17 protein-coding genes are annotated in these 22,981 nt (G+C 48.3%); 4 read left to right on the top strand and 13 right to left on the bottom strand.

Annotated elements, in window-relative coordinates:
• The first annotated feature begins 269 nt into the window (after positions 1-269).
• Together JS578_11360 and JS578_11365 are read left to right on the top strand one after the other, a co-directional pair.
• Positions 270-1,181 (top strand): IS982 family transposase, encoded by a 912-nt coding sequence (locus JS578_11360; GenBank protein QRX63447.1) that lies wholly within the window; start codon positions 270-272, stop codon positions 1,179-1,181.
• Positions 1,182-1,491: 310 nt separating this feature from the next.
• On the top strand, positions 1,492-2,475 hold the full coding sequence (locus JS578_11365; GenBank protein ID QRX65003.1) for a Gfo/Idh/MocA family oxidoreductase: 984 nt from the start codon (positions 1,492-1,494) through the stop codon (positions 2,473-2,475).
• Between the two features lie 107 nt (positions 2,476-2,582).
• Here JS578_11365 and JS578_11370 read toward each other — a convergent pair whose 3' ends face one another.
• From JS578_11370 to JS578_11415, 10 genes are all read right to left on the bottom strand, one after another.
• Positions 2,583-3,488 (bottom strand): transporter, encoded by a 906-nt coding sequence (locus tag JS578_11370; protein ID QRX63448.1) that lies wholly within the window; start codon positions 3,486-3,488, stop codon positions 2,583-2,585.
• Position 3,489: 1 nt separating this feature from the next.
• Complete coding sequence (locus JS578_11375; protein ID QRX63449.1) at positions 3,490-4,413, bottom strand: alpha/beta hydrolase; 924 nt, start codon at positions 4,411-4,413, stop codon at positions 3,490-3,492.
• Positions 4,413-4,979: a guanylate kinase gene (gene gmk, locus JS578_11380; GenBank protein QRX63450.1), complete on the bottom strand. Its 567-nt coding sequence runs from the start codon at positions 4,977-4,979 to the stop codon at positions 4,413-4,415. The genes JS578_11375 and gmk overlap by 1 nt, the downstream gene beginning before the upstream one ends.
• 44 nt (positions 4,980-5,023) lie before the next feature.
• On the bottom strand, positions 5,024-5,884 hold the full coding sequence (locus JS578_11385) for a YicC family protein (protein ID QRX65004.1): 861 nt from the start codon (positions 5,882-5,884) through the stop codon (positions 5,024-5,026).
• 144 nt (positions 5,885-6,028) lie between these two features.
• Positions 6,029-6,733 (bottom strand): CDP-alcohol phosphatidyltransferase, encoded by a 705-nt coding sequence (locus tag JS578_11390; protein QRX65005.1) that lies wholly within the window; start codon positions 6,731-6,733, stop codon positions 6,029-6,031.
• A 190-nt stretch (positions 6,734-6,923) separates the two neighbouring features.
• Positions 6,924-7,640 carry a response regulator transcription factor gene (locus JS578_11395; GenBank protein ID QRX63451.1) on the bottom strand — a complete coding sequence of 239 codons (717 nt, stop codon included), beginning with the start codon at positions 7,638-7,640 and terminating at the stop codon, positions 6,924-6,926.
• 1 nt (position 7,641) lies between these two features.
• A complete protein-coding gene (locus JS578_11400; GenBank protein ID QRX63452.1) occupies positions 7,642-9,201 on the bottom strand; it encodes a HAMP domain-containing histidine kinase in 1,560 nt (519 codons plus the stop codon).
• A 218-nt stretch (positions 9,202-9,419) separates the two neighbouring features.
• Entirely contained in the window at positions 9,420-16,445 is a 7,026-nt protein-coding gene (gene sprA / locus JS578_11405) for a cell surface protein SprA (protein ID QRX65006.1), read from the bottom strand.
• 106 nt (positions 16,446-16,551) lie between these two features.
• On the bottom strand, positions 16,552-17,142 hold the full coding sequence (gene ruvA / locus JS578_11410) for a Holliday junction branch migration protein RuvA (protein QRX63453.1): 591 nt from the start codon (positions 17,140-17,142) through the stop codon (positions 16,552-16,554).
• Between the two features lie 123 nt (positions 17,143-17,265).
• A complete protein-coding gene (locus tag JS578_11415; protein QRX63454.1) occupies positions 17,266-18,486 on the bottom strand; it encodes an L-serine ammonia-lyase in 1,221 nt (406 codons plus the stop codon).
• A gap of 149 nt (positions 18,487-18,635) precedes the next feature.
• Between JS578_11415 and JS578_11420 the strand changes: the two genes are divergently transcribed.
• Positions 18,636-19,385, top strand: coding sequence for a hypothetical protein (locus JS578_11420; GenBank protein QRX63455.1), 750 nt, complete (start codon positions 18,636-18,638; stop codon positions 19,383-19,385).
• Here the strand turns inward: JS578_11420 and JS578_11425 are convergent.
• From JS578_11425 to JS578_11435, 3 genes are read right to left on the bottom strand one after another with little or no spacing between them, the layout of a single operon-like run.
• The gene (locus tag JS578_11425; protein QRX63456.1) at positions 19,380-19,859 is read right to left on the bottom strand and encodes an arginine repressor; all 480 of its coding nucleotides are present in this window, start codon (positions 19,857-19,859) and stop codon (positions 19,380-19,382) included. The two genes, JS578_11420 and JS578_11425, sit on opposite strands and share 6 nt — an antisense overlap.
• Before the next feature lie 5 nt (positions 19,860-19,864).
• The gene (locus JS578_11430) at positions 19,865-20,455 is read right to left on the bottom strand and encodes an LEA type 2 family protein (GenBank protein QRX63457.1); all 591 of its coding nucleotides are present in this window, start codon (positions 20,453-20,455) and stop codon (positions 19,865-19,867) included.
• A gap of 15 nt (positions 20,456-20,470) precedes the next feature.
• A complete protein-coding gene (locus JS578_11435; GenBank protein QRX63458.1) occupies positions 20,471-21,541 on the bottom strand; it encodes a DUF2027 domain-containing protein in 1,071 nt (356 codons plus the stop codon).
• A gap of 154 nt (positions 21,542-21,695) precedes the next feature.
• Here JS578_11435 and JS578_11440 point away from each other — a divergent pair, with 154 nt between their 5' ends.
• Entirely contained in the window at positions 21,696-22,940 is a 1,245-nt protein-coding gene (locus JS578_11440; GenBank protein QRX63459.1) for an S-adenosylmethionine:tRNA ribosyltransferase-isomerase, read from the top strand.
• Positions 22,941-22,981 lie beyond the last annotated feature (41 nt).

Here is a 22,981-nt window from a genome sequence, read left to right on the forward strand (position 1 = left end):
ATGTTCCGGCGGTTTCAGACATGCAACTAACTTGCCGGAATCAGACTGCCTCTTTTTGATTTCGAAAAGAGATCACGGGCTGCAGATGAACCTGAAATAGACCTATTTTTGCTCGTATCTGATTCTTTACTGCTTCTTTACTGGTTCTTTACTGGTTCTAATCTATTAACGTGAGTTCGGGATAAGAAAAGCATAAAAAAAGTTGTGATATAGGGAGATTATTTGTATATTTATAGCTGATAATCAAACAAATAACAAACATCAGCCCTATGATCACAACAGACAAAGTTATTGAAATATTTTGTATTGCCGACGATTTTTGTGCAGAATATGAGAATGAAATTCAGAATCATCAACTTCAAGCCGGGGGTACAACTAAAAGGAGAAACAGGAAAACGCAAATGTCCCAGAGCGAGATTATTGCCGTGATGGTCTGTTTCCACTGCGGAACCTTCCATAATTTCAAGAATTATTACCTGTTTTATATTTGCAAACACATGAAGAGCTATTTTCCAAATGCCGTTTCCTACAACCGTTTTGTCGAGTTGCAACCCAGGGTGATTGTACCTTTCATGCTCTTGCTCAAACTCTTTGGATTTGGTGAATGCACAGGCATTACATATGTGGATAGCACTCCCATTAAAGTATGTCATAACAAGCGTATACACTCGAATAAAGTATTCAGGGATCTGGCACAAAGAGGGAAAAGTACGATGGGCTGGTTTTTTGGATTCAAGCTTCATCTGGTCTGTAACGAAAAGGGTGAATTGCTGAATTTCTCTCTCACAAAAGGCAATGTCGACGATAGAAACCCTGACGTAATCAATGTTCTTACCAAAGATCTTTTCGGTAAACTATATGCAGACAAGGGTTACATCAGCACAAAGCTCTTCGAGATGCTGTTTGACCAGGGTGTTCATTTAGTGACCGGTATACGCTCAAATATGAAAAATTCCCTGATGTCATTCCGCGACAAGATTCTCTTACGCAAAAGATCTGTAATTGAGTCCATCAATGATGAACTGAAGAATATCTGCCAGATAGAACATTCAAGGCATCGTTCCACACATAATTTCATCATGAACATAATTGCTGCATTGGTGGCATATTGTTTCTTTCCCAAAAAGCCTTCAATCAAATTTGAAGTGGAAAAGTCAAGTCAATTAACCATTTGGGGATAATATGTTATCCCGAACTCACGTTATTAGAACCATATTAGAGCCATATTAGAACCATATTAGAACCATATTAGAACGAGATACGGATTTGTTAGCTCTCACTGAACCGGATTTGGATGAAAAACAGCTAAAACAGGAGGAGGAAGAGAAGAATCAACAATTATCCGGACGAATAGAACGCTCAAATTGTCCAAGAGCAGTAAAAGACGGAAACTTCTGTATCTGAATGAATGAAAAAGTATAACTTTGGATGTCCGAACTCACTATGTCTTTGGATGCGAAAATTGAATCACAAACTCACAAACATATCAACATGGTAAACTGGGGATTTATTGGTTGCGGAGATGTTACGGAAAAGAAAAGTGGTCCCGCATTCCGGAAGGTGGCTGGATCGGACGTGGTTGCAGTGATGCGGCGCAATGGTGAGAAGGCGAGAGAGTATGCAGAGCGGCATGGCATCGGGAAATGGTACGACAGCACTGAGGCGCTCATCAATGACCCGCAGGTTGATGCGGTCTATGTGGCAACCCCTCCGGGATCGCATGCTGAGCATGCCATTGCCGCCATGAGAGCCGGTAAGCCGGTATATGTAGAAAAGCCGATGGCTGCCACCTGGGCTGAATGCCTTGAGATGAATCGCGTATCGGAGGAGACAGGAGTACCCCTCTTCGTGGCCTATTACCGTCGTACGCTGCCCTATTTCCTTCGGGTGAAACAATTGATTGAGTCAGGAGTACTGGGCGAGCTCTCAACCGTTGAGATACGATTTGCGACCCCACCTGGCAGAGGTGATCATGACCCGGCAAATCTGCCCTGGCGGGTGAAAAAAGAAATTGCCGGTGGTGGCTATTTTTACGACCTGGCATCGCATCAACTGGATCTGCTTGATTTTCTCCTGGGAGAAATCACCGGAGCTGCGGGGTTCTCTTGCAATGTGGGTGGATTGTATGAAGTTGAAGACAGTGTTACGGCTGCATTTCGGTTCCCATCCGGGCTGCCTGGCAGCGGCTCCTGGAGCTTTGTAGCACCCTCCGACACCCGTTTCGACCAGATTCATTTTATCGGTACAAAGGGAAAACTCACCTGTTCCACCTTCCTGTTCACCCCCATCCGTCTGGAGACAGCCCATGGGGTTGAAGAATTTGAGGAGGAGAACCCGGAGAACATACAGCATCATCTGATTGAGAGTATTGTCAACTACCTCAACGGCAAAGGGAAGTTGCCGGTAAGTACGGGGATCACTGCTGCCCGTACCAACCGGATCATGGAAATAATCTTGCGTAAGATGCCCGGGTAATCATTCTTTTCTATTGATGTTATCTCCCGAATAGGAGTGAATTCTAAGATCAAAGAATTTGATTGAAAAGAAGTTTTTTTTTTTTAAGCGGGAGAGGAATGACCTGCTTATTTGGAAACTTCCTCCGCTTTTTTCTTTTTCCAGATCTGCCAGGAGTTGACAAGGTTTTGCCAGAGCACGTATAATCCAGGCCCCAGTGTGGCAAGAGGATTCAGGTAGGTTTGCGTGAGCCAGATGGCCAGTACCGTATTTTTCTGCCCCAGACTCTGACCTCCGGCAATGGTGCGTCCGTAGCGTTTTCCGATTTTTCTGCCGAAGAAGAACTGTGCCAGGCAGATCACCAGTGAGACACCTGCGATGACCGCTTCCAGGGTGTAGTTTCCGTCATCCTGCATCTTCACGAATTGGGTAACGTTGCCAATCACCACGGTGAGGGCGGCAGCCCATAAATAAAAAGAGAGGATCTGAGCGGAATAGATCTTTCGGTGAAGTGCCGGTACACCCTTGCGGATGAAGAGTGCCACAAGGAAAGGTCCCACCAGGATGGGCATCACGCTGAAGAGGATGTGCCAGAAAGTGGTGCCAAAAGAAACAATCTCACCATTTTCACCGACCAGTGAGAGGAAGATTGGCGCTACAAACGCCACCGAAAGATTGCTTACAATGGAGTAGGCAGCTGTCACCGAGATGCTTCCCCCCAGGATGCCGGCAACAACCGGTGCCGAGGTGGCTGTGGCAGTCAGTACGCAGATCATCGCCGCCTGTGCCAGCACTTCATTGAAAGGCCGAAGGGAGAGGTAGATCAGTGCGCTCCCCCCATACTGGATGGCCAACAGGATATAATGAAAGCGGGTGAGTCTGATGTCTGCCCACCTCACGCGGCTGTAGGTGATGAAGAGCATCAATGCCAGCAGCCAGGGGATGATGGGAGAGAGAATGGAAAGTTGACGATGAAAGGCAATACCCAGCAACATGGCCACCGGAAGCAAGTATTTCTCGAGATGCTTCTGCATGTCAGTCGTAATAGTTTGCAGGGGTAGAGGAAGTGTCTGATTGCCGCAGCAGATCTTTGTGGTGAATCTCGGTCATCCACTGCTTACGGTCGAGTATCAGATCGTTGATAAATTTTTCGATCTCTGGCAGGTATTCCTGCATCGGGTACTCCGCCACGTCGTGTCCCACGTCTTCGATGCTGTAAAAGATGAATGGATAATGATCCTTTCGGAACCGTTTCACCAGTTGCCGGCTGCCATACATGCCCAGGTGGAACAGTTCGGTTTTGTTGTATGGCACCAGCCTGTCAGCAGTCCCATGAAAAAAGAGGGTGGGGGCGGGTGCTTTTTTGTAGGTCGGCAGCCCTTCTTTGCTGAAAATTCCACCGGCAAAGGAGATGACGCCGGCATAGCGGAACGACTCCGGTAAATCTTTCGCCAGGGGTTGGTTGTTTTGTTTCATGTAGTCAGCCTGGAGCACCGTAATGGCACCGGCACTCGATCCACTGATGATGAAGAGCGAGGGGTCGATTTGCAGCTCAACAGCATGTTCCAGCAGGTAACCGGTAGCAGAAAAGAGATCTTCTACCGCGAGGTGGATTGCGTTGAGCAGCGGCTTGTAGTTGAGCATGCCGGGTGCTTCCTCACCCTTCATGCCCAGGCGGTAATCAATGGCGGCCACGGTGAACCCCTTTTCTGCGAAAAAATGGTAGTAAGGGAGGTAAAGCGCTGCATCCCGTTCTCCCTCTTTGAAGCCCCCACCGAAAACAAAAATCAGGCAGGGCTGTGGCAGAATGGAGGCGGAGTCACTGCGGTATAGATCCATCTTCAGTTCCACATCTTCAGTTACGGCGAAAATGCGGGTCTCCTTCTCCACGGTGGCTGCGGTAATTGCCACCGATGTCAACAGGAGGAGGAATAGCGGGAGAATTCTTTTGAGCAACATTATTTCTGGTTGATAAAATCGGTAACCAAATTCAATATTTCAGTCTTGGCCCTGTCGTAGTCGTCATTACAGACCGTCACGTCGAATTGAGGGGCGAAGCTCATCTCATATTCAGCCTTTGCCAGCCTGTTTTCAATCACTTCCGGGGAATCTGTTCCTCGTTTTTCAAGCCGTTCACGCAGCACCTCTACCGAGGGGGGCATGATGAAGATGCTCAGTGCCTGTTGGCCATAAATCTTCTTGATGTTGACCCCACCTACACAGTCAACATCGAAGACCACATTGCTGCCTTCCGCCAGGATACGGTCCACCTCACTTTTAAGGGTTCCATAGAATTTGTCGGTGTAGACCTCTTCGTGTTCGAGGAAATCGTTGCGTGCAATCCGCTTACGGAATTCGTCGGGAGTCAGGAAGTAATACTCTTTCCCATCCTTTTCTTCTCCCCGGGGTGCACGACTGGTGGCAGAGATCGAAAACCGGAGGTTCAGTCCTTGTGAAAGCAGGTAACGGACCAGTGTCGATTTTCCGGCTCCGGAGGGTGCAGAGAAAATAATCAGTTTAGCCATTGCAGATGTTTTTTGTGACAAATGAGTCAGGAGGGACAACTCAGTTACAAGACGTTCAAAATCTGTTCCTTGATCTGTTCCAGCTCATCTTTCATCTGTACCACGATGCGCTGCATACCCGACTGGTTCGATTTGGAACCGAGGGTGTTGATTTCGCGACCAATCTCCTGGGCGATGAATCCCAACTTTTTGCCTTGTGAACTATTTTCGCGAAGTGTTTCCGTGAAGTAATCGAGGTGATGGGCAAGCCGTGTTTTTTCTTCAGTCACATCAAGCTTTTCCAGGTAATAAATCATCTCCTGCTCAAGACGGTTCTTATCCAGTTCTACTCCCTCCAGACTGGCCAGCGATTCGTAAAGCCGGCTTTTGATTTTTTCTGTTCGCTCTGCTTCGTAGGGCTCTACAGCTGCCAGTAACGAGCGTATCGCTTCTATGTTGCCGTTCAGCACCTGTTGTAACATCTCTCCTTCTTGCCGACGGAAACGGATTACTTCTTTCAGCGCTTCACTAATTGCCACATCTATGCTGTTCCACTCCTCTTCGCTGAGTGTTTCGTTCTCCTGCCTCATCACATCCGGTAAACGGAGCAATACGGGTAACCAGTCGGCCGGTGTTGCCACACCCATCTCTGTTGCCAGAGAGCTGAGTTCACGGTGATACTGTTGCAGTACAACGGGATCAATCTTCGATGAGACATCCCGGTTGAGCAGATCCACATTCATCGTCAGGTCTACCTTTCCTCGTTCCAGGCGGCGGGAGAGCATGTTGCGCAGGATTAGCTCCTTTTCCCTGTAAACGGAAGGGATGCGGGCTGAGAGATCAAACTGCTTGCTGTTGAGAGATCTTATTTCTACTGTGACTCTTTTATTTGGCAGCTCGGCAACGGCCTTGCCATATCCGGTCATTGAGTGTGTCATTGTTCCTCTTTTCAATAAATTTAGACTATTTCATGCCATGGCATCGTGCAATCATGCTTGACGCTGCTTATTGGCTTAACGAAATAGATTCTGCAAAGGTAGCAATTTTTGACAAAATGGTGGCCGGGGTAGTCAGGCATTCTCCTTGTGTGTCGTCTGTTTTTCCTTCTCTTTGGCCAGTCGGTCTTCACTGTCGCGTGCATCGGCCAGGATCAGGAGCTTCCGTGTCTCTGCAAAATTGGAGATCAGGATAAAGAGGCAGGCGGCAGTGGCCAGGTACTGGATTGATCCGGGAAGGAAGACCTCCACGGTAATAAAGGCAGCAAGCAAGAGTCGTACCTCTGTGGGGCCGAAGATGCCGGAATCGATGGAATATTGTCCGCCAATCTTGTAACGCAACTGGGCGGTGATCATTTCCCACCCGTAGAGGACGACGAACATGAATCCGGCATATTTCCAGGCTCCCGGTGCGTAAATACTGAACCCAAGCCCTATGAGGATGGTGCCGATCCAGTCGACAGTCACATCAAGCGAGAAACCGTACCATTTGCGGGGGGTGCCACGATAATAGGCGAGCCTCCCGTCGAGGGAGTCACCAAACCAGTTGATGAAGAAACCCAGTAGAGACAACAGGAGCCAGTAGGGGCTCAGGTAGGCACCCATCACGAAACTTGCAGCAACCATCAGGTTGCCGAATGAGCCGATGGCTGTGAGCCCGTCGGAAGAGATCCAGGAGGGAATTTTTTGTACCAGGTAGGCAATGGAGTTCTGTTCCCACGCACGGAGGATATTGGTCCTTTGGCGATCAGTGGCAATGAGTCTGAGCGACTTCGCCATGTTTTTTTTTGATGTATTCATCTCCGTCACTTTTATGTGATTTTTCTATCCTGTTACAAATGTAGCCATTAAATTTTTATGTTACGAATTTGTTTCCAAAAAAAACCACAGCTGTTCATTTCATCAACAATTTTAAAAAAAGCCGCCTTCCGAAGAAGACGGCTCAATATAAAGAATAAAAATTACGGTCTTATTGTTCACTGTTCTCAACATCTTCGGTGGGGACAATCAACTTGTAGCCCTTTCCGTGGATGTTGATGATCTCAATGTTGGGTTCAGGTTTAAGGAGCTTGCGCAGTTTGGTGATGTAGACATCCATGCTGCGGGCGTTGAAATAGGTGTCCTCCTCCCATATCTGTTTCAGTGCATGGTTGCGTTCCAGGATATCGTTGGCATGAGCACAAAGCAATGAAAGCAATTCCGACTCCTTGGTGGTCAGTTTTGTCTGTGTTTCACCGATGGTGAGGATCTGCTTTTGTGTGTCGAACGACATGTTGCCAAAGTTGTAAACCTGCTGTTCCCTGCTTTTCTTTCCCTTTACACGGCGAATAATTGCTTCGATGCGCAGCACCAGCTCTTCCATACTGAATGGCTTGGTGATGTAATCATCGGCACCGGCCTTGAAACCTTCCAGCACATCTTCTTTCATGTTCTTGGCTGTTAGGAATATAACAGGTATCTCGGTGTTGATGGTCCTGATCTCTTTTACCAGTGTGACACCATCTTTCTTGGGCATCATCACGTCCACGATGCAAAGATCATACTTGGTCTTTACAAACCCTTTGAAACCGGCTTCTCCATCGGGGAACAAGTCGGTGTCAAAACCTTTGGCCTGAAGATATTCCCTGAGCAGCATGCCCAGATTCTCGTCATCTTCACATAAAAAAATTTTTAATTTCTCTTCCATATCAATTTTCTGTTATTACGGGTAAACTAATGATAAATTTGGTTCCTTTTCCCAATTCGCTCTCGGCACGTATGGTGCCGTTCACGTCGGTCACAATCTTCTTCACGTAGGCCAGCCCCAGCCCGAATCCTTTCACATCGTGGCGGTTGCCGGTCGGTACGCGGTAAAAACGTTCAAATACCTTCTTTGCATCTTCCTTTCTCATGCCGATGCCATTATCCTCAATCGTGATGATCAGCTTGTTGCCCTCGTTTCTTGTGCGAATCATCAACTCGGGCGGGACATCTTTTTTGCGGTACTTCAGTGCATTGTCCAAAATGTTGAACAGTACGTTGGTGAAGTGCATCTCGTCAACCTTGATCGTTGAGTCTTCAGCTTTCAAGTCAATGTCGAGTGTACCCTCCAGCTTCTCCACTTTCAGTGCGTGTGTATTGGCGACTGTTACCACCAGGTCGTTGGCATCCATCTCCTTCATCTTCAGTGTTGTCTTTTGTTTGTCAAACAGAGACATCTGAAGTACCTTCTCAACCTGGAAACTCAGTCGCTTGGTCTCATCGTGAATTACGCCGGTCACATGTCGGAACACCTCCGGTGATTTCAATATCGACTCATCTTTCAGCATCTGTGATGCCAGGGAGATGGTGGAGACGGGAGTTTTCAGTTCATGCGTCATGTTGTTGATGAAATCATTCTTCATCTCAGACAATCGCTTTTGCCTGAAAAGAGAGACCACGGTGAAGATAAAGGTAATCAGCAGGATGAAAGTGAAAATCAGTGACGGGATGAAGAAGGTTAGTTCGCTGTACACATAATTCCTTTTGGTTGGGAAGTAAACCCTCAGCTGATTCAACTTCGCCGGCGGATCGTTGGGAAAGAGTATCTGTGTATAGATCGCATCTTTCTGTTTTGTCGAGAAGCCGCGTGTCGCGTGAACTACCTCGTTGTTGTAGTTCACCACCTGGAAACTGAAAGGTTCATTCAAACCATTGTAGGAAAGTTCGTAGCGAATGTACTGATCCACCTTGTCAAAATCGATTCTTTCTTCAATTGGTTCGTTGCTCGAACGGCTCAATATTTTGTAGATTACCTCATAGAGCAATGATCGTTCATGCAGGTATCTTTTCGAAAGCGATTGTTGCATGTCAAACTGTGTCTTGGAGATGGTACTCGCGCCCTGGTTGGGTGAGAGCAAAGCCTTCTCTCGCTCTGTTTCAGGCAGAAGCGACTGTTCGGTGACACTCAGGTTGATTCTTGACTTGCTTCCATCAGGATGAGTGATGACTGTTGTGGATTGTTCACTGATGATCTCCTGTGAACTCTGTGGCTGATTGTATTGGGAATATCTGTTTTCCGATTCAATCATATCTTGTTCCAGGTAATCGCGAGTCTGATCCAGTTCCAGATCTCTCATCACATTGTAGAGGCTTCGGTTCACCTGTTCGTCGAACTGTTGTGTCCTGATTGCCAGGCTTGTCCTCATGTACCGCAACTGGAGAAACAGCAACGCGAAAAATGCCGTGAACATCACAATGGCAAGCAACCAGATAGTTGATTTTTTCATACGCTATATTTCCATACCTCCTTTTAAGTGATTACGTTTTTTTATTTCAAAGATCACTTTTTTTTGCCTATTAATTTAACAAATAAACCACTTTTTTGTTTAACATATCCTCTTAAAATTAAAAAAAATCGAAAAAGAAGCCGATCACAACATTAATTAAGAGAAGAAACGGGTTGAATTGCTGTTTTTGAATTTGTTTAACAGCTTAGCTTAACCACTCAAAGAAAGTTGATCCGCATGGCTATGCCTGCATTACTGGTAGCGGTTGCTGAGGAGAGTGACGATACCAGCGGTTTTTGAACCATGCGGTCATAAAAGGCACGCAGGGTGAGTTGCCTGCTTATCGCGTAATCAGCCGTGAAGCGTATCGTTCCGTTTTGGATGCCGCTTGTGGGTTGATTCATTGCCTGTTCTATTCTCCTGATGAGTGTCTGCGTGTTTCTGAGAGAGATGTCGAGGCGCAACGTAAGATCGTTTCGAAAAGATGAATCTCCTTCTGTTCTATCATTCTCACGAGCTTGGCTCATGAGTGAACGACGACGTTGCTGATTGTGTGATGAGGTGGGTAAACCGATGAGTCGCCCGAAGTTGTTTATGCGGTAACCGGTGCCCAGAACCAGGTCGTTGTCACTCATCTCGATCAACTGATGAGAGGAGATGGCGAGGTTGAGGGATCTTGTTCGGTTGAGACGCAGGGAGAGACTCAAATTGTTGTGAAAAGTTGCACGCAACTCGATGAGCGGATTGAAGCTCTCCATGATACCAACAGATTGGATGTTATAGGGAGAAGAGGGAAGCGGATCACCGGAAACAGCATCACGTATAAACCCTAATTCTCCATCTGCTTTTACCCAACTGAGGTGTGTGTTGTATGACCCTATGCGGTATTGGGAAAGATATCGGTGAAGGATCATTAGCTCAGTAAATTGATTCCGCAATGCCGGCATGAGTGTTGTGAGGCTGAGCGACAGGTTCCAGTTGGGCATCATTGATGAGAGGGATGGAAATGGGGTGAGGGCAACACTCTCCGCGCTTTTGCCACTGTAGGCAGCCAGGAAAGCGGGAACCAGAACATCGGCTGAATAGTTCTTTACATCTCCGTTGCTGCTTGAGAAATTCTGACCGGCAAGAGAGCTACCGTTGAGAAATCCCTCATGGGGGTATGTCTTTTCAACATATTGGTTTCTGACACGGCTTGCAACAATTGATCTGTTCTCCAGAAAACGGTTAAAAGCCGCCGAATGGTAGTTTCGATCGGTACTGCTTCTTGTCTCGAAGGCGGAAAATAGTGAAATGATGCTCATGGCAAAACTGCCGCCACGTATCTCGGGCATCCCTTCAAACATGTATTGATATTCACTTCGCTGGTTTTCTTCGTGCAATGCGTGCAGGTCGATCCGGATGCCCGGGAGAGGTTCGATACCGGTTTCAATCCTCACATTTCTGGTGCGATTGAAAATTGCCGGCAATAGATTGTCTTGATTGATCACGAGCCGCTGATTTGACAGTGCCTCTTCCACGAAAGCTCTTCCTCCTTCAAACCCAAAGGCGAAGGGTAATCCGGGTAGCAATGAACCCTCAGCTGTCTTCTGTCCGAAGAAATCACCACTCATGGGGATGTAACCCGGCAGGTCCGTTCTTGTCTTATATGTGATGTTGAGATTGATCTGCCGAATCATTGCCAGGGACTGCGAGAGGAGGGTGGGACTGTTCGCCGATGACAATTTACGGTAGAGGGCTGAGAAGTTGAAGCGACTGTTGAAAATGAAGGATAGATCGTTCTGCAGATGGTTCCCTATCTTTTTATCATGGATGGTTGCACCACGTTCCCAGTGGTATTGTGAGTGATATGCCATGCTACTGCTGATCCAATCCAGCAGAGGAATTCTCTCAAAGGGAAAAGTATAGCTTAGGTCAGCTGTTTGATTGTACCTCAGAGGCCTTCCCAGTCCACGTAGGCTGAGCATCACCGAGTCCTTCCATATCTCATAGTCGCTGCGGTTAATCGCTTTGTTTACCTGTAAGTAGGGTTCCTCTACTTCTGCCAGGGTGCCGGAGTGAAAGGATGCATTCAGGTATTTGGTAAGGTTCCAGGTGAGGTTAAACTGTCGATCCCAGTAAAAATTGTGGCTGAAGGTCAGATAGGCTGAACGACTTTCATGTGCACCTTCCGCGAAGGTGTTCGGGTCACGCAACTGCCTCTCTCTATAGTTGCGGTGAAGCGTATTGCTGATGCTGAGGTGTTCAGGAAGAAAACGGAACTCAAGTAGTTTGAGCAGATTGTTGATGTTATTTTCTTTCAGACTTTGGAAGGGTTGCCAGGACTTGACATGGGGTGTGTACGCATATAAAACCTGAAACCGCTGATCACTTTCCGTGTCATATGCGATCTCCGGATTTTTCTGCTTTAACTCATTCCCGCTGTAGGAGAAGGTGAAATTCGCCGGATCATAGGGCATTGGGTTCTCGCTGCGAATATTCATCCTGAGGTTGTTCAGACCGATGGTTCGTTGTGACGATTCGGTAATTGCGATCTTTTCAACTGAGTCTCTTTCGGTTTGCGAGGGCAATTGCTCAATTGTTTTCGAGAGAAGGATATCCTTGTTAAAGGGATCATAAAGGGGAGTCTCCTGAAATTTTGAGATGGAATAGAAGAGGGGGGCTGTGATCTTTGCCTTTCGTGGGAGAAAGCGTCCCAGGTCCATGTTAAACGTGAGGTGAAATGAGGAGAAGTCGTTGTTGCGACGTTGCTGCAAACCATGGCTTAAAGCCCCGAAACCGGCGGTCTCCTTCCTGACCGAGAATTGTATGTTGCCTATATCGGAAAAGGTGATTCCAACATTACCTTCTGCTGCCCACCCACCTTTTTCATCAAACTCACTCAATCGTAATTCGTTCACCCAGACCTCTCCGGAGCTGGCGATGCTGCTGTTGTTGCGAATGCCAATCATCATCACTTTTATTTCAGCCAGCGAAGGATTCCCCATGACGGTAATCATGCTTCCCTCTTTTTCGGGATTGGCTTCACTGTAGGGCATATAATAAGCATCTTCTTTACCTGTCTGTAACAAGCTGTTTCTTTTTAGCTTAAGACTTGTAAACAACTCCAGCGGAAGGTCAATTCTGTTCGCTTCAGGCCACACCTTCTCCCTGTCTGACGTGATCTGGTTGTTGTAATGTCCTTCAGCTGTAAGATGAAGCGGAATTTCAATTTCGTAGTAATTGTTGCGATAGTCGGATCCAATTCGCATGAAAAGGGATAGATCACCATCTTTAAGAGTGCCAGGGTCCTCTTCTTTTTTTTCAGCATGAACGAACATTTGCAGCCGCTTGTAGCGTCGCAGGTCATGCATGGCACTTTTGTATATGGCACGACTATCTCCTGCCTCTAACTGATCAATCTTGAGCGAGAGTGCCTGTTCGTTCTCCTGCCTTAGTTGCGGTTGACTGGGGTCAATGATGCGTGTTACACCCGGCGGTAACACGTAATTGACCGGTGTTCTGTTACTGTTCTCCTCAAGGTTTACAGCCTCAGTGGTGAGTTGCCCCTGCCCGGTCTGACTGCCGCCGGTTTTCAGGTCTCCCTGGTAGCTGCGCCATTCACTGCGTACAAGACCCAGTGTAGCAAACCGCAGGAATGTAGGTTCTTCGAAGCCGGTCAGTAGCATTCGCATAAACCGTATGTTGTGGAATCCCTCAATATTTCCTGTTTTCGATTCAAAATCATTGATCGGGATTCTGAAGAGGTACCACGTCACTTTTTCCTGTCTTCCATTTCGTAGTGTCACGCTAACCTCTCTCTTATCAGCAATATGATTGCTACCCGCTTGCATCTCCTCTCTACGCAGGGAGACGCGATAGATATAATAAGCCTCCTGTTCGTTGAGTGTGTTGTCGCGGTCGATATCTTCCACATCAGGTGTGTTGCGTGAAGCCGAATGGAAATCGGCTTCCTTGTCGGGCGCCAGAGAGTTCCCTTCCGTACCGTTGTAATATTTGTATCGCTCGAGGATGCTTAATTGCATGCGATCCTGTTCTTCACCCCGATAATGTTGGAAACGATCACCCGCAGGGTCATTCAGCGGTGAATTCCGATCTGTAATCATTCGAGCCAGGGTTGTTTCAGATAGACGGGGTTTCAACTCCTCAAGGTACTGCACATATGTAGGGAAATTTTTTTCTTCTTCACTGCTTAGTCCGTTAAGACCAACATCCTGTTTCTCCCGATATTCTTCACCCAGGGAGTTGTCGAAACCATATACAGTGGATTGTCGTTTTGGATTCAGTCCCCATACGCTCTGCTCAACGCTGCTGCTGTCTCTGTCCACCGACAACCCATTCTCGAAGAATTTCTTGCCATCACGCAGTACATCTTCTGATATCTCTCCAAGATGAATGTAGAGATCACCACCGCCTGAGACTCCCAATGTGTCTCCTGCAAACGGATCCATGAGCCAGAACTCGATGTACTCGATATTGGCTGTCTCAAAATCACGAGTCTCAAGTGGACGCGTGATTCCTCCCCACCTGCTGCCGGGGTTAAGTAGATATCCTTCGCTGTCTACCTCTCTGTCGAGGTTGTAGGGTCCTCTTTCTGCCGGATAATAGGAAAGGTTGAGTATCGGGAGGGTCGCCGGTTGACCATAGAGGAGGTCTCTTTCCGGAAAGAGCTCCTGTTCGTAGATTTCCCTTACCCGGTGGTCGGAGAGCTGTTCGTGGTCATTTCTGATGTGAGTGGGTGTCAGTGACGAGTTCTTACGGGTAAAGATGCCATCGATTTGGTACCATGAGAGCAAGGCTCTGTTCTTGCCGTTTTCAATCTGATTGGTGAGTGCCCCCTCCGGAAAAAGAGCTCCTGCTCGATTGTCAACAGGTGTAGCAGCAAGTGACCAGGCATAAGGTGCACGTAGGTCGATCATAGAGGCTGCCGATTCGAAGTCATCCATGTAGGAATAACCTCCTGTATACCGGTTGCTGTAATGACCCGGAATCATCTGAGCGAATGCCAGATCTGCCGTGAGTTGTGAGGGTGCGGTAGCATCGGTGAAGGGGAGCAGGTTTAACAGGTTGGTTAGGGCGATTGATTCTTTTTTCCAACTCAGGTTTGACCCCCACAAAAGGTTCCTTGTTGCTTCATCACCATATGCTGTCTTGACAATCAGTGGTTTCTCGGTATAGTGCATCAGGGTAGCACCCATTGAGAACTCTTTGTTGAAGTTGTAGAGAAGGTTTACCCCCGTCATGGTCTTGCGCTGCATCTGTGAGAAGGTACGCTCTTCCAGTGTTATGTTGAGCGGAGTGCCTGTTTCCAACAGAGAGCTGTTCAGGATTGTTACACTTCCCGAGAGATAGTCTACCGTGTAGTCAACACCTTCCGTGAGGGTGATGCCTCCTGCGTTTATTTTAACCGATCCGTGAGCCACGTTCGTGGCGTTGAGACTGATCACGCCATTTGATGTAGCGCGGTACTCACCACTTATACGGTATTTGTTCTGCTCGGCATGTTGTCTCGCAACCGTACGGGTGGAATCATACAGTGACTGAAAGAGATAGCTTTCTGCAACCGCCTCATCCCCGATCACTTTCTTCAGGTGGGATCCAAATGGTTCCGTCACCGGGAAAATGATCCTCCCGTTTTGGGCATCCACCGTAAAGCCATCCAGAAAATCGAAAACTCCATCCGGATAGGGGTCATTCCGTTCGTTCAACCTGTCGAGTTGCATTACCCGCAGCAATAGCTTATCATCTATGCCACTTCCCGGCAGGTAGTTAAGGTATACTCCCGCCGAGTCGCTCTGGCGTGTAATCTCCAGCCGGAAGTGATCCTCCTCCAGATTGTAAGCTCCGTTGCCCAGTGAGTAGATATTTTTCATCATCAAGTCCCACACGGGTGATGAGGGGGAGAGTGAAACCGGTTTGAGAAGCTTCAGAAACAAGGCATCTTCTCCGCTTCCCTCACCAATGTCTGCGGCAAATTCACCTACCTGATAAACCTCTCCACCGTAGCTGTACTCAAAAGCTACTGCCAGCACCTGGTCTGGTTGCAGAGGCATGGAGAGGGAGAGATAGCCAAGTTCCGGCTGGTAACTATATTCTGAAGGGTTAAGTAACCGTGCACTTTCCAGCTTTTCATAGTCTGTTCCTTTCACCACATCACCCGGAAGCAGTGCTTCTCCCTGGCGAATGTTCCGTATCCCACCATAGGTAGTGATCATCTCATCGTAGAGTGTATTGCCGCGGTTGTAGGGGATCTCATCCGTTCCCAACGGTTGCCATCTGGGGTTATGAATGTTTTTGTGTTCACCCAGGTCGGCCAGCGCTACGATGTTTCTCACCTGGCTGTAATCACCCTGCCGGTTGGTGACCCATACTTCAATACGGGTGATTGTGATCGGCGAACGTACATAGGGTAGAGTGCTCGTGGCGCTGTCGTAGTTGTCCCGAAACCAGTATGAGAGGAAGAAATGGCGATTCTCATCGTAGTTGTCAGCACTGATTGAGAATGGAGTAATCTGTCTCCCCCCGCTGCTGTTGATGGTTTTTACTTCCGATTGTTGTCGTGAGAAGAGGGTATTCACCTGTAATTTGCCGAACTGTAGATCCGCCTTGATGCCGAAAAGGGCAGCACCGCCATCGATCAAAGGGTTCGATGTAGACATGGTGACGTTACCCGCTTCGATGTGTCGGATAATCTGGTCATCATCACCCCGATATGCCAGTTTGAGTTCTTTACTCCGGTAATCGAAAGTTGCTTCACTGTCATAGTTTACATTGAAGTCGATCTTGTCACCGACTTTTGCATTCAGGTTTAACTGTATCTGCTGGTCGAAATTGAATATGTTGCGTTTCCTGGCCCGTAGGGGAAGGGTGGGATTGTCGGTCACATCTCTTTTCATGCCGGCAATGATCTCCATCGTTCCCTGGCTGGAGAGCTGCACTCCACCCGGTCCGAAGATTGAAGTGAGTTTCTGAGGTTCTTTTCGCACACCCGTAACCGTGAAAGATCTATCGTGTGAAGTGATGTTATCGGCAGTAGCCCGGTCTCTTTCCCTGAAATAATCACCCTGCATCAGCCGCAACCGATAGGCCATGTATTCCTTTCGTGTCATGGTGGTGGGGGTAGAGAGCAGGTGCTCTCCAATTTTCTTTTCGAAGATATAGAGCCCCGACAACGGATCATATCGCACAATAGTTTTTACCCCGGCTGTTTGTTGCTGAGCAAAAAGCGACATCATCCCGTTCATTAGCAACAGAATGAGGAGCGTATATAAAAAGTTGTTCTTTTTTAAAGAGACCACTGCCTTTTACGATTTTTGTTGCCAAAAATGCGTATTACGTAACCGGCCACTGTCAGAGTCTCTTCAAAGCTTCTTTGATTATACCTTCTACCGGTAGGGAGGAATCTTCCCCGATGATTTTTGATACTACTTTTTGTGAGGCTGTTTGTACAAACCCAAGCATCACCAGTGCGGAGACCGCAGCCTGACCCGTTGCATTGAGCCCCTCTTTTGACGGGAGTGCCAGCGGACTGTTTTCGTCGTTGAATCGAATCTTATCCTTCAAATCCACGATGATTCGCTGTGCCGTTTTAGCACCGATACCTTTTACCGATTGGAGCTGAATGGCATCCCCCGAAGCGATCACATTTTCCAACTCACGTGAGCTCAGGGATGAGAGGATCATCCTGGCGGTACCGGGTCCCACACCTGAGACGCTGATCAAATGCTGAAACAATTCCCGCTCATGCTTTTCTGCAAAGCCGAACAGCAGGTGAGCATCTTCCCTGATCGATTCGTGAACATAGAGCATGGTCTCCCTCTTGCCATTGATGGCGGCAAAGGTATTGAGTGAGATGTGCATTTTGTAGCCAATCCCTCCACATTCAATTGTCACATCGGCGGGGGTCAGCTCAGCCACCGCTCCCTTGATATAATCTATCATCTTTCTTTAACAGTTGGTTGATTACGTAATACCGTTCATATAACGGTTGTGATGCCGGAAAAGTATATGAACGGCGAAAAAAGAAGGTTGCGGCAGAGTATCTCCGACAGCCATCCTCCATGGTTAATGGGTGAAGGTGTGTCCCCTGGCCAGTCCCCCCTCACCGGTTTCCTTGTAGAGCGACGGCAGGTCATGCCCTGTCTCCTTCATCACATTCACCACGCGGTCGAACGAGACACGGTGGATACCGTCAGTGAAGGATGCGTAGAGGTTGGCGTCAAGTGCACGGGCTGCAGCGTAAGCGTTGCGCTCAATACAGGGGATCTGAACCAATCCGCATACCGGGTCGCAGGTCATCCCAAGATGATGCTCCAGCCCCATCTCGGCAGCATACTCAATCTGGGCCGGACTACCCCCGAAAAGCTGGCTGGCAGCTGCTGCCGCCATGGCACAGGCAACCCCCACCTCTCCCTGGCATCCTACTTCGGCACCCGAGATTGAGGCGTTCTCCTTCACGATGTTGCCAAAGAGGCCTGCAGTGGCGAGGGCTCGCAGTATTCGGTTGCGGCTGAACTTGCGGATCTCTTCAAGATGAAACAGGACCGACGGTACCACACCGCAGGAGCCACAGGTCGGTGCGGTGACAATCTCGCCGCCTGAGGCATTCTCTTCCGACACCGCCAGAGCATAGGCAAAGACCAGTCCCCTGGACTGGAGTGATGCCTTGTAACCCTTTGCCTTGATGAAATAACCTGCAGCTTTGCGATGGAGAGCAAGGGGGCCAGGCAACACCCCCTCGTTGTCGAGACCGCGCGTCACTGCTGCCCTCATCACCTCCCAAACCTCGTCGAGGTATTCCCAGATGCCTGCTCCTTCACACTCTTCCACGTATTCCCAGTAGATTTTACCGGTACGCTCACACCAATCCATCACCTCCGTCAGCGTTGACATGGGGTAGATGTCCCTCTCCTGATCTTCGGAGAGGCCGATAATTTTCTGCCCATCCGAGAGAGCTCCTCCCCCCACACTGTATAGGGTCCATGTCTCGAGCAGCTTGTTGCCGGCATCATAAGCTTCCAGTTTCAGTGCATTGGGATGAAAGGGCAGGTAGGTGGATGGAAGCCATACAATGGTGGTTGGTGCCAATGGTTCCAGCACCTGCATGATCGCAACATCGGTAAGATGTCCCTTGCCGGTGGCGGCAAGGCTGCCGTAGAGGGTCACCGTGAAACGGGCAGCACCGGGGAAGGCATTTGCAAAGAGCTGTGCTGCTTTCCTTGGTCCCATGGTGTGACTGCTGGAAGGTCCGTTGCCGATGCGGTAGAGTTCTTTGATCGATTTCATTGTTTTCAGTTGTGTAACCGGATTATGTTGCTTCTTACAAAGATAGCGATAAAATTAATCCTGCACAACGCAACTGATTGAACCGGTTGATCAGGATGCTCTCCGGCAAATAATGCTTACATTTGCAGATCAAGTCAAGAAAAAATCTTATGAGTGCAAAGAAAACCTATCGTTACGAGATCGAAGCGCAGGATATAGACTTCCGCCGCCGACTCTCACTCAGTTCTCTCACAAACTTCGTGCTGATCACTGCCGGCCGCAATGCCGACGAGAACGGCTTCGGCTTGCTGGAGTTGCAAAGTGACAACTTCACCTGGGTACTCTCACGCCTGGTAATAGATATGGATCGGATACCGGATGAGAGCGACAGCCTGGTCATTGATACCTGGATAGAGAAGATTGGTACTGCTTTCACCACCCGTAACTTCCGGCTGTTTGATGGCTCAGGAAAGGTGATTGGCCATGCTGCTTCTTCGTGGGCGGTTATTGATATGGTTTCACGACGCAGCGTGTTGCTTGACACGCTGCCTGGAATGCAACATTTTGTGGTGAAAGAATCAACACCTATCGGTGAGCCGGGGCGCATTCCGAATGTTACGGGAGAGGAGGCCAATCATTTTCAGGTGAAGTATAGCGACATCGACATCAACAGCCATGCCAATAGCCTTAATTATATACAGTGGTTCTCTGATTGCTTTTCACTCGACTTTTATAGGTCTCATCATATCCGGCGATTTGAAGTCAATTTCTTGAAAGAGATTGTGTTTGGAGATGTGGGAGTGGTTTACAGGCAGGAGATGTCGCCAGGTGATTATCATTTCCAGATGGAGACCCGTGAAAAGGGGGTCGCATGTCGTGCACGTATTTTATTCGATGAGGTGCCACAACCGGGCCTATGAGTCAAAAATCAGTTTCAGCGCATGTAGGATATCTGATTTTTCGGCATGCTCGTTGAGGATCATTAACACCGTATCGTGACCCGCAAGAGTGCCCATCACACCTTTGATGTTATTGGCATCAATGTCACAGGCGATGCCTTTTGCATAGCCTGTCGGCACCTTGATCACCGCCATCTGACCGGAGAAGTCAATGCCGAGCAGTCCATGGCGTATGAATGGGGACATGATTCCCTGTTTAACCACTCTTGTTTGTGACAGTTGAATGCCCGGTAACCGATAGAAGTAATTGCCGGCATTGTCCGGGGTCTTGGCGATCTTCATCTCCCTGAAATCACGTGACAGGGTTGCTTGTGTCAGTTCAAAACCCTCCTCGGCAAGACGTTGCAGCAACTCTTCCTGACTGTCGATAGAGGAGCAGCCGAGGATGCGGGCGATGGCTTCCTGTCGTAATTGCTTTTGGGTTTTATCCATCATCAACCCTATTTGCCGCCGAAGTTGAAAACTACGGGTATGGGTGCCGGTACCTTCACCAGTGTTTCACCCACATAAAATTTGGGCCAGAGTTTCACGGATACCGATGTTTCGTTTGGTGTGATGCCGAGAAAAGCGCTCATCTCGCTGGTCACCCTCTCTTGGGAGTAGCGATTCATAATGCTTTTCAGGTCCACGCTGATGGGCACCCCTATCACCTTTGTTTCACCCGGTTCTATGCGGATTGGAATGTCCATCTTCCCCTCCACGAACTCCATATCGTTGATCTGGATGGCATAATCAAGTGCATCAAGAAAAGCGGCGGTGGTGTTAGGATTGGAGACATCCATGTTGAGTGTCATGCTGAAGGGAATGGTTTGCATTCCCGAACCTCCTGAGAGGATGGTGGCAATGGTGGCCAGGTTGGAGAGCGATATGCTGGATGCATCACCCAGGTTAAGGCCCGAGAGTTGTATGTTGTTGAGTGACTTGTAACGGTATTCACTTTGGGAAAGCTGATAAGCACCCCCAATCTTGTTCATGATATCACATCCTGACAACAGGATCATCACACTGAGTAAAAGGATTGATTTTTTCATATTCGTAGTTGTTGTTTACTTGATGGTGACCATGGTAGCTCCATAGCCATATTCCTGGAAGGATGCATCCTGATGGAAGCAGGTAGGATATCTCTTCTTCAGTTCACTCAGGATGGCTTTTTTCAGTACACCATCTCCTTTGCCGTGAATAAAGACAATTTTCTGGTTTTTGTTGTGTCGGTGTTCGGACATCACCTCATTGAACTTCTGCAACTGGTATTCCAGTACATCGGCATTGCTCATCCCGGCAGTGGTGTCGATCAGCTGATCGATGTGGAGATCCACTTCCACAACAGCATTTTTCTCTCTTTTGTCGATTCGTTGGATTCGGGGACGTCTTTCGGGAACTTCTTTCTCCCTGAGTGCTCTCTCAATTTCGCCTGCTGAGACCAGTATCTCCCGTTCGGGCTGATCGTTACGGATGAGGTAAAAGAGCAATGCATCCTCTTCAAAATAATCATTCTCGCGGAAGCTGTGCAGTTTGTAGAATTTCACTGTGTCGATGCGCAGCTCCACGGAGCAGGGATTTTTGAATCGGAACGGTTTGTTGTGTTTGAATGCGATGAATTGCACAGATACCTTCTCTATCTCGTTGAGTTGTTCCTTTCCGAACTCCTCCAGGAAGATTTTGGTGTTTGGTTCCACGCTGCCACTGTAACGACTCTTCCAACTGTTGTTCTCACGGCTCATGTAATTGAAGAAGAGCCAGTAATTGCTGTCGTTCACGAAGTAGCATTCATATCCGGTGGTAGTGAGATTCTTTACATCGGAGGGTAGGAATGCCAGGCAAGCTGTGATCTGTTCTCCTTCGCGGGTCTCTTCCGGGATGTCGGTGACGGTTACCCTCGCTTCGGGTGTCTTTTGTGCTGCCTCTTCTTTTGCAATCAGTTCCTCTTTTTCGGCAACCTGACCCATCTTTTCGTTGCCTGAAGCCTCCACCACCACACAATCAGAAACCAACACCGGCAGGTCGAACCCATGTTCGTCCTCCACCATTACCAACTGTTTGTTGAGGAAACCTTTGACGGTACCCCCCCCCACGGTGCTGAGAAACCGTACTTTGTCGCCTACCGATAATTTCTTCATTTTTCTGATTTTTCAGTTACACGTAAGTCCATCTTTTTCGGGTTGGAAAACTCCGTTTGGGCTCTCTTATGTTTGTTAGCTGTTACAAAGATGACTAAATTTGCAGAATAAATGAATTAATAAAAAAGAAAAATCCTTTTTGCGTTAATAAAAAATGAAAAAAGAGGAGATTGTCCATCTGCCCATATCCCGTTTCCATTACGAACTTCCCGAAGATAAAATCGCCAGGTATCCGCTTCCTCAACGGGATGCCTCCCGGCTGTTGCTGTATGAGGAGGGAGAGATCAGTTCCAACGCATTTGTCGAACTTCCCGACAGGCTTCCTAAAGGCAGTCTGTTGTTATTCAACAATACCCGGGTCATCCATGCCCGACTGTTGTTTTATAAGCCGGGTGGAGCCCGCATTGAGATTTTCTGTCTCACACCCTCCCTGCCGGCCGATTATGCGATCAACTTTCAGCAGCGTAAATCCTGTGCCTGGCAGTGCATGACCGGAAATGCCAGAAGGTGGAAGGAGGATCCTCTTGAGATGAAGGTGCCAACTGATAAAGGGGTGGTGACGCTTCAGGCTGAAAGGTGTTCACGCAGCGGAACAGAGAGTGAGATTCGTTTTAGCTGGGATGATGATCGATTCACCTTCTCCGAACTGCTGGAAGCGGCGGGTAGGTTGCCTATTCCTCCCTATCTGAACAGGCCTACCGAAGAGAAGGATGAGGTAACATATCAAACCGTTTATTCTCGCATTGAAGGCTCTGTTGCGGCACCTACGGCCGGACTACATTTCACCCCACAGGTGATGGAGCGACTTCACACCAGAGGGATTGAGACTACTGAGGTTACTCTCCATGTGGGTGCAGGCACCTTCCGACCGGTGAAGAGCGAGACAATTGCCAATCATGAGATGCATACAGAGTTTATCTCAGTGGAGCGGGAAACCATCAAGAAGTTGTTGCACCATCAGGGCACGCTGGTGGTGGTGGGTACAACCTCTCTGCGTACGGTGGAGAGCCTCTATTATATTGGCCGGAAGTTGCAGGATCACCCAGATCTGCAACCTGATCAATTGAACGTGATGCAATGGGAACCTTATGAGGAAGAGACAACAATAACACCATCCGCTGCACTGCAAAACATTCTCGGCTATCTTGACCGAACCGGGGAGCAGCGCCTGATGGCCAACACCCAGATCATCATTGCACCGGGTTACCGCTTTCACTTCCCTGACGCACTTATCACCAACTTTCACCAACCACAGAGCACCTTGCTTTTGTTGATTGCCGCTTTCGTGGGGGATGATTGGAAGAAGATCTACGACTATGCCTTGCAGGAGGGGTATCGCTTCCTCAGTTACGGCGACAGCTCCCTGTTATGGAAAAAAATGAAAGAAGACTCTATTTAGGTTAAAAAATAGCACTGAAACAAAGTGCTATTAGCCATTTT

The organism is Dysgonomonadaceae bacterium zrk40, assembly GCA_016916535.1.
Lineage (GTDB): Bacteria > Bacteroidota > Bacteroidia > Bacteroidales > Dysgonomonadaceae > Proteiniphilum.

What these genes read in the sequence shown, in the direction of transcription:
- JS578_11440 (QRX63459.1), top strand. Translation starts at nt 21,696, where the DNA reads ATGAAAAAAGAGGAGATTGTCCATCTGCCCATATCCCGTTTCCATTAC.
- JS578_11425 (QRX63456.1), bottom strand. Translation starts at nt 19,859, where the DNA reads ATGATGGATAAAACCCAAAAGCAATTACGACAGGAAGCCATCGCCCGC.
- JS578_11390 (QRX65005.1), bottom strand. Translation starts at nt 6,733, where the DNA reads ATGGCGAAGTCGCTCAGACTCATTGCCACTGATCGCCAAAGGACCAAT.
- JS578_11415 (QRX63454.1), bottom strand. Translation starts at nt 18,486, where the DNA reads ATGAAATCGATCAAAGAACTCTACCGCATCGGCAACGGACCTTCCAGC.
- JS578_11365 (QRX65003.1), top strand. Translation starts at nt 1,492, where the DNA reads ATGGTAAACTGGGGATTTATTGGTTGCGGAGATGTTACGGAAAAGAAA.
- sprA (QRX65006.1), bottom strand. Translation starts at nt 16,445, where the DNA reads ATGAACGGGATGATGTCGCTTTTTGCTCAGCAACAAACAGCCGGGGTA.
- JS578_11420 (QRX63455.1), top strand. Translation starts at nt 18,636, where the DNA reads ATGAGTGCAAAGAAAACCTATCGTTACGAGATCGAAGCGCAGGATATA.
- JS578_11435 (QRX63458.1), bottom strand. Translation starts at nt 21,541, where the DNA reads ATGAAGAAATTATCGGTAGGCGACAAAGTACGGTTTCTCAGCACCGTG.
- JS578_11430 (QRX63457.1), bottom strand. Translation starts at nt 20,455, where the DNA reads ATGAAAAAATCAATCCTTTTACTCAGTGTGATGATCCTGTTGTCAGGA.
- gmk (QRX63450.1), bottom strand. Translation starts at nt 4,979, where the DNA reads ATGGCTAAACTGATTATTTTCTCTGCACCCTCCGGAGCCGGAAAATCG.
- JS578_11370 (QRX63448.1), bottom strand. Translation starts at nt 3,488, where the DNA reads ATGCAGAAGCATCTCGAGAAATACTTGCTTCCGGTGGCCATGTTGCTG.
- ruvA (QRX63453.1), bottom strand. Translation starts at nt 17,142, where the DNA reads ATGATAGATTATATCAAGGGAGCGGTGGCTGAGCTGACCCCCGCCGAT.
- JS578_11375 (QRX63449.1), bottom strand. Translation starts at nt 4,413, where the DNA reads ATGTTGCTCAAAAGAATTCTCCCGCTATTCCTCCTCCTGTTGACATCG.
- JS578_11385 (QRX65004.1), bottom strand. Translation starts at nt 5,884, where the DNA reads ATGACCGGATATGGCAAGGCCGTTGCCGAGCTGCCAAATAAAAGAGTC.
- JS578_11360 (QRX63447.1), top strand. Translation starts at nt 270, where the DNA reads ATGATCACAACAGACAAAGTTATTGAAATATTTTGTATTGCCGACGAT.
- JS578_11400 (QRX63452.1), bottom strand. Translation starts at nt 9,201, where the DNA reads ATGAAAAAATCAACTATCTGGTTGCTTGCCATTGTGATGTTCACGGCA.
- JS578_11395 (QRX63451.1), bottom strand. Translation starts at nt 7,640, where the DNA reads ATGGAAGAGAAATTAAAAATTTTTTTATGTGAAGATGACGAGAATCTG.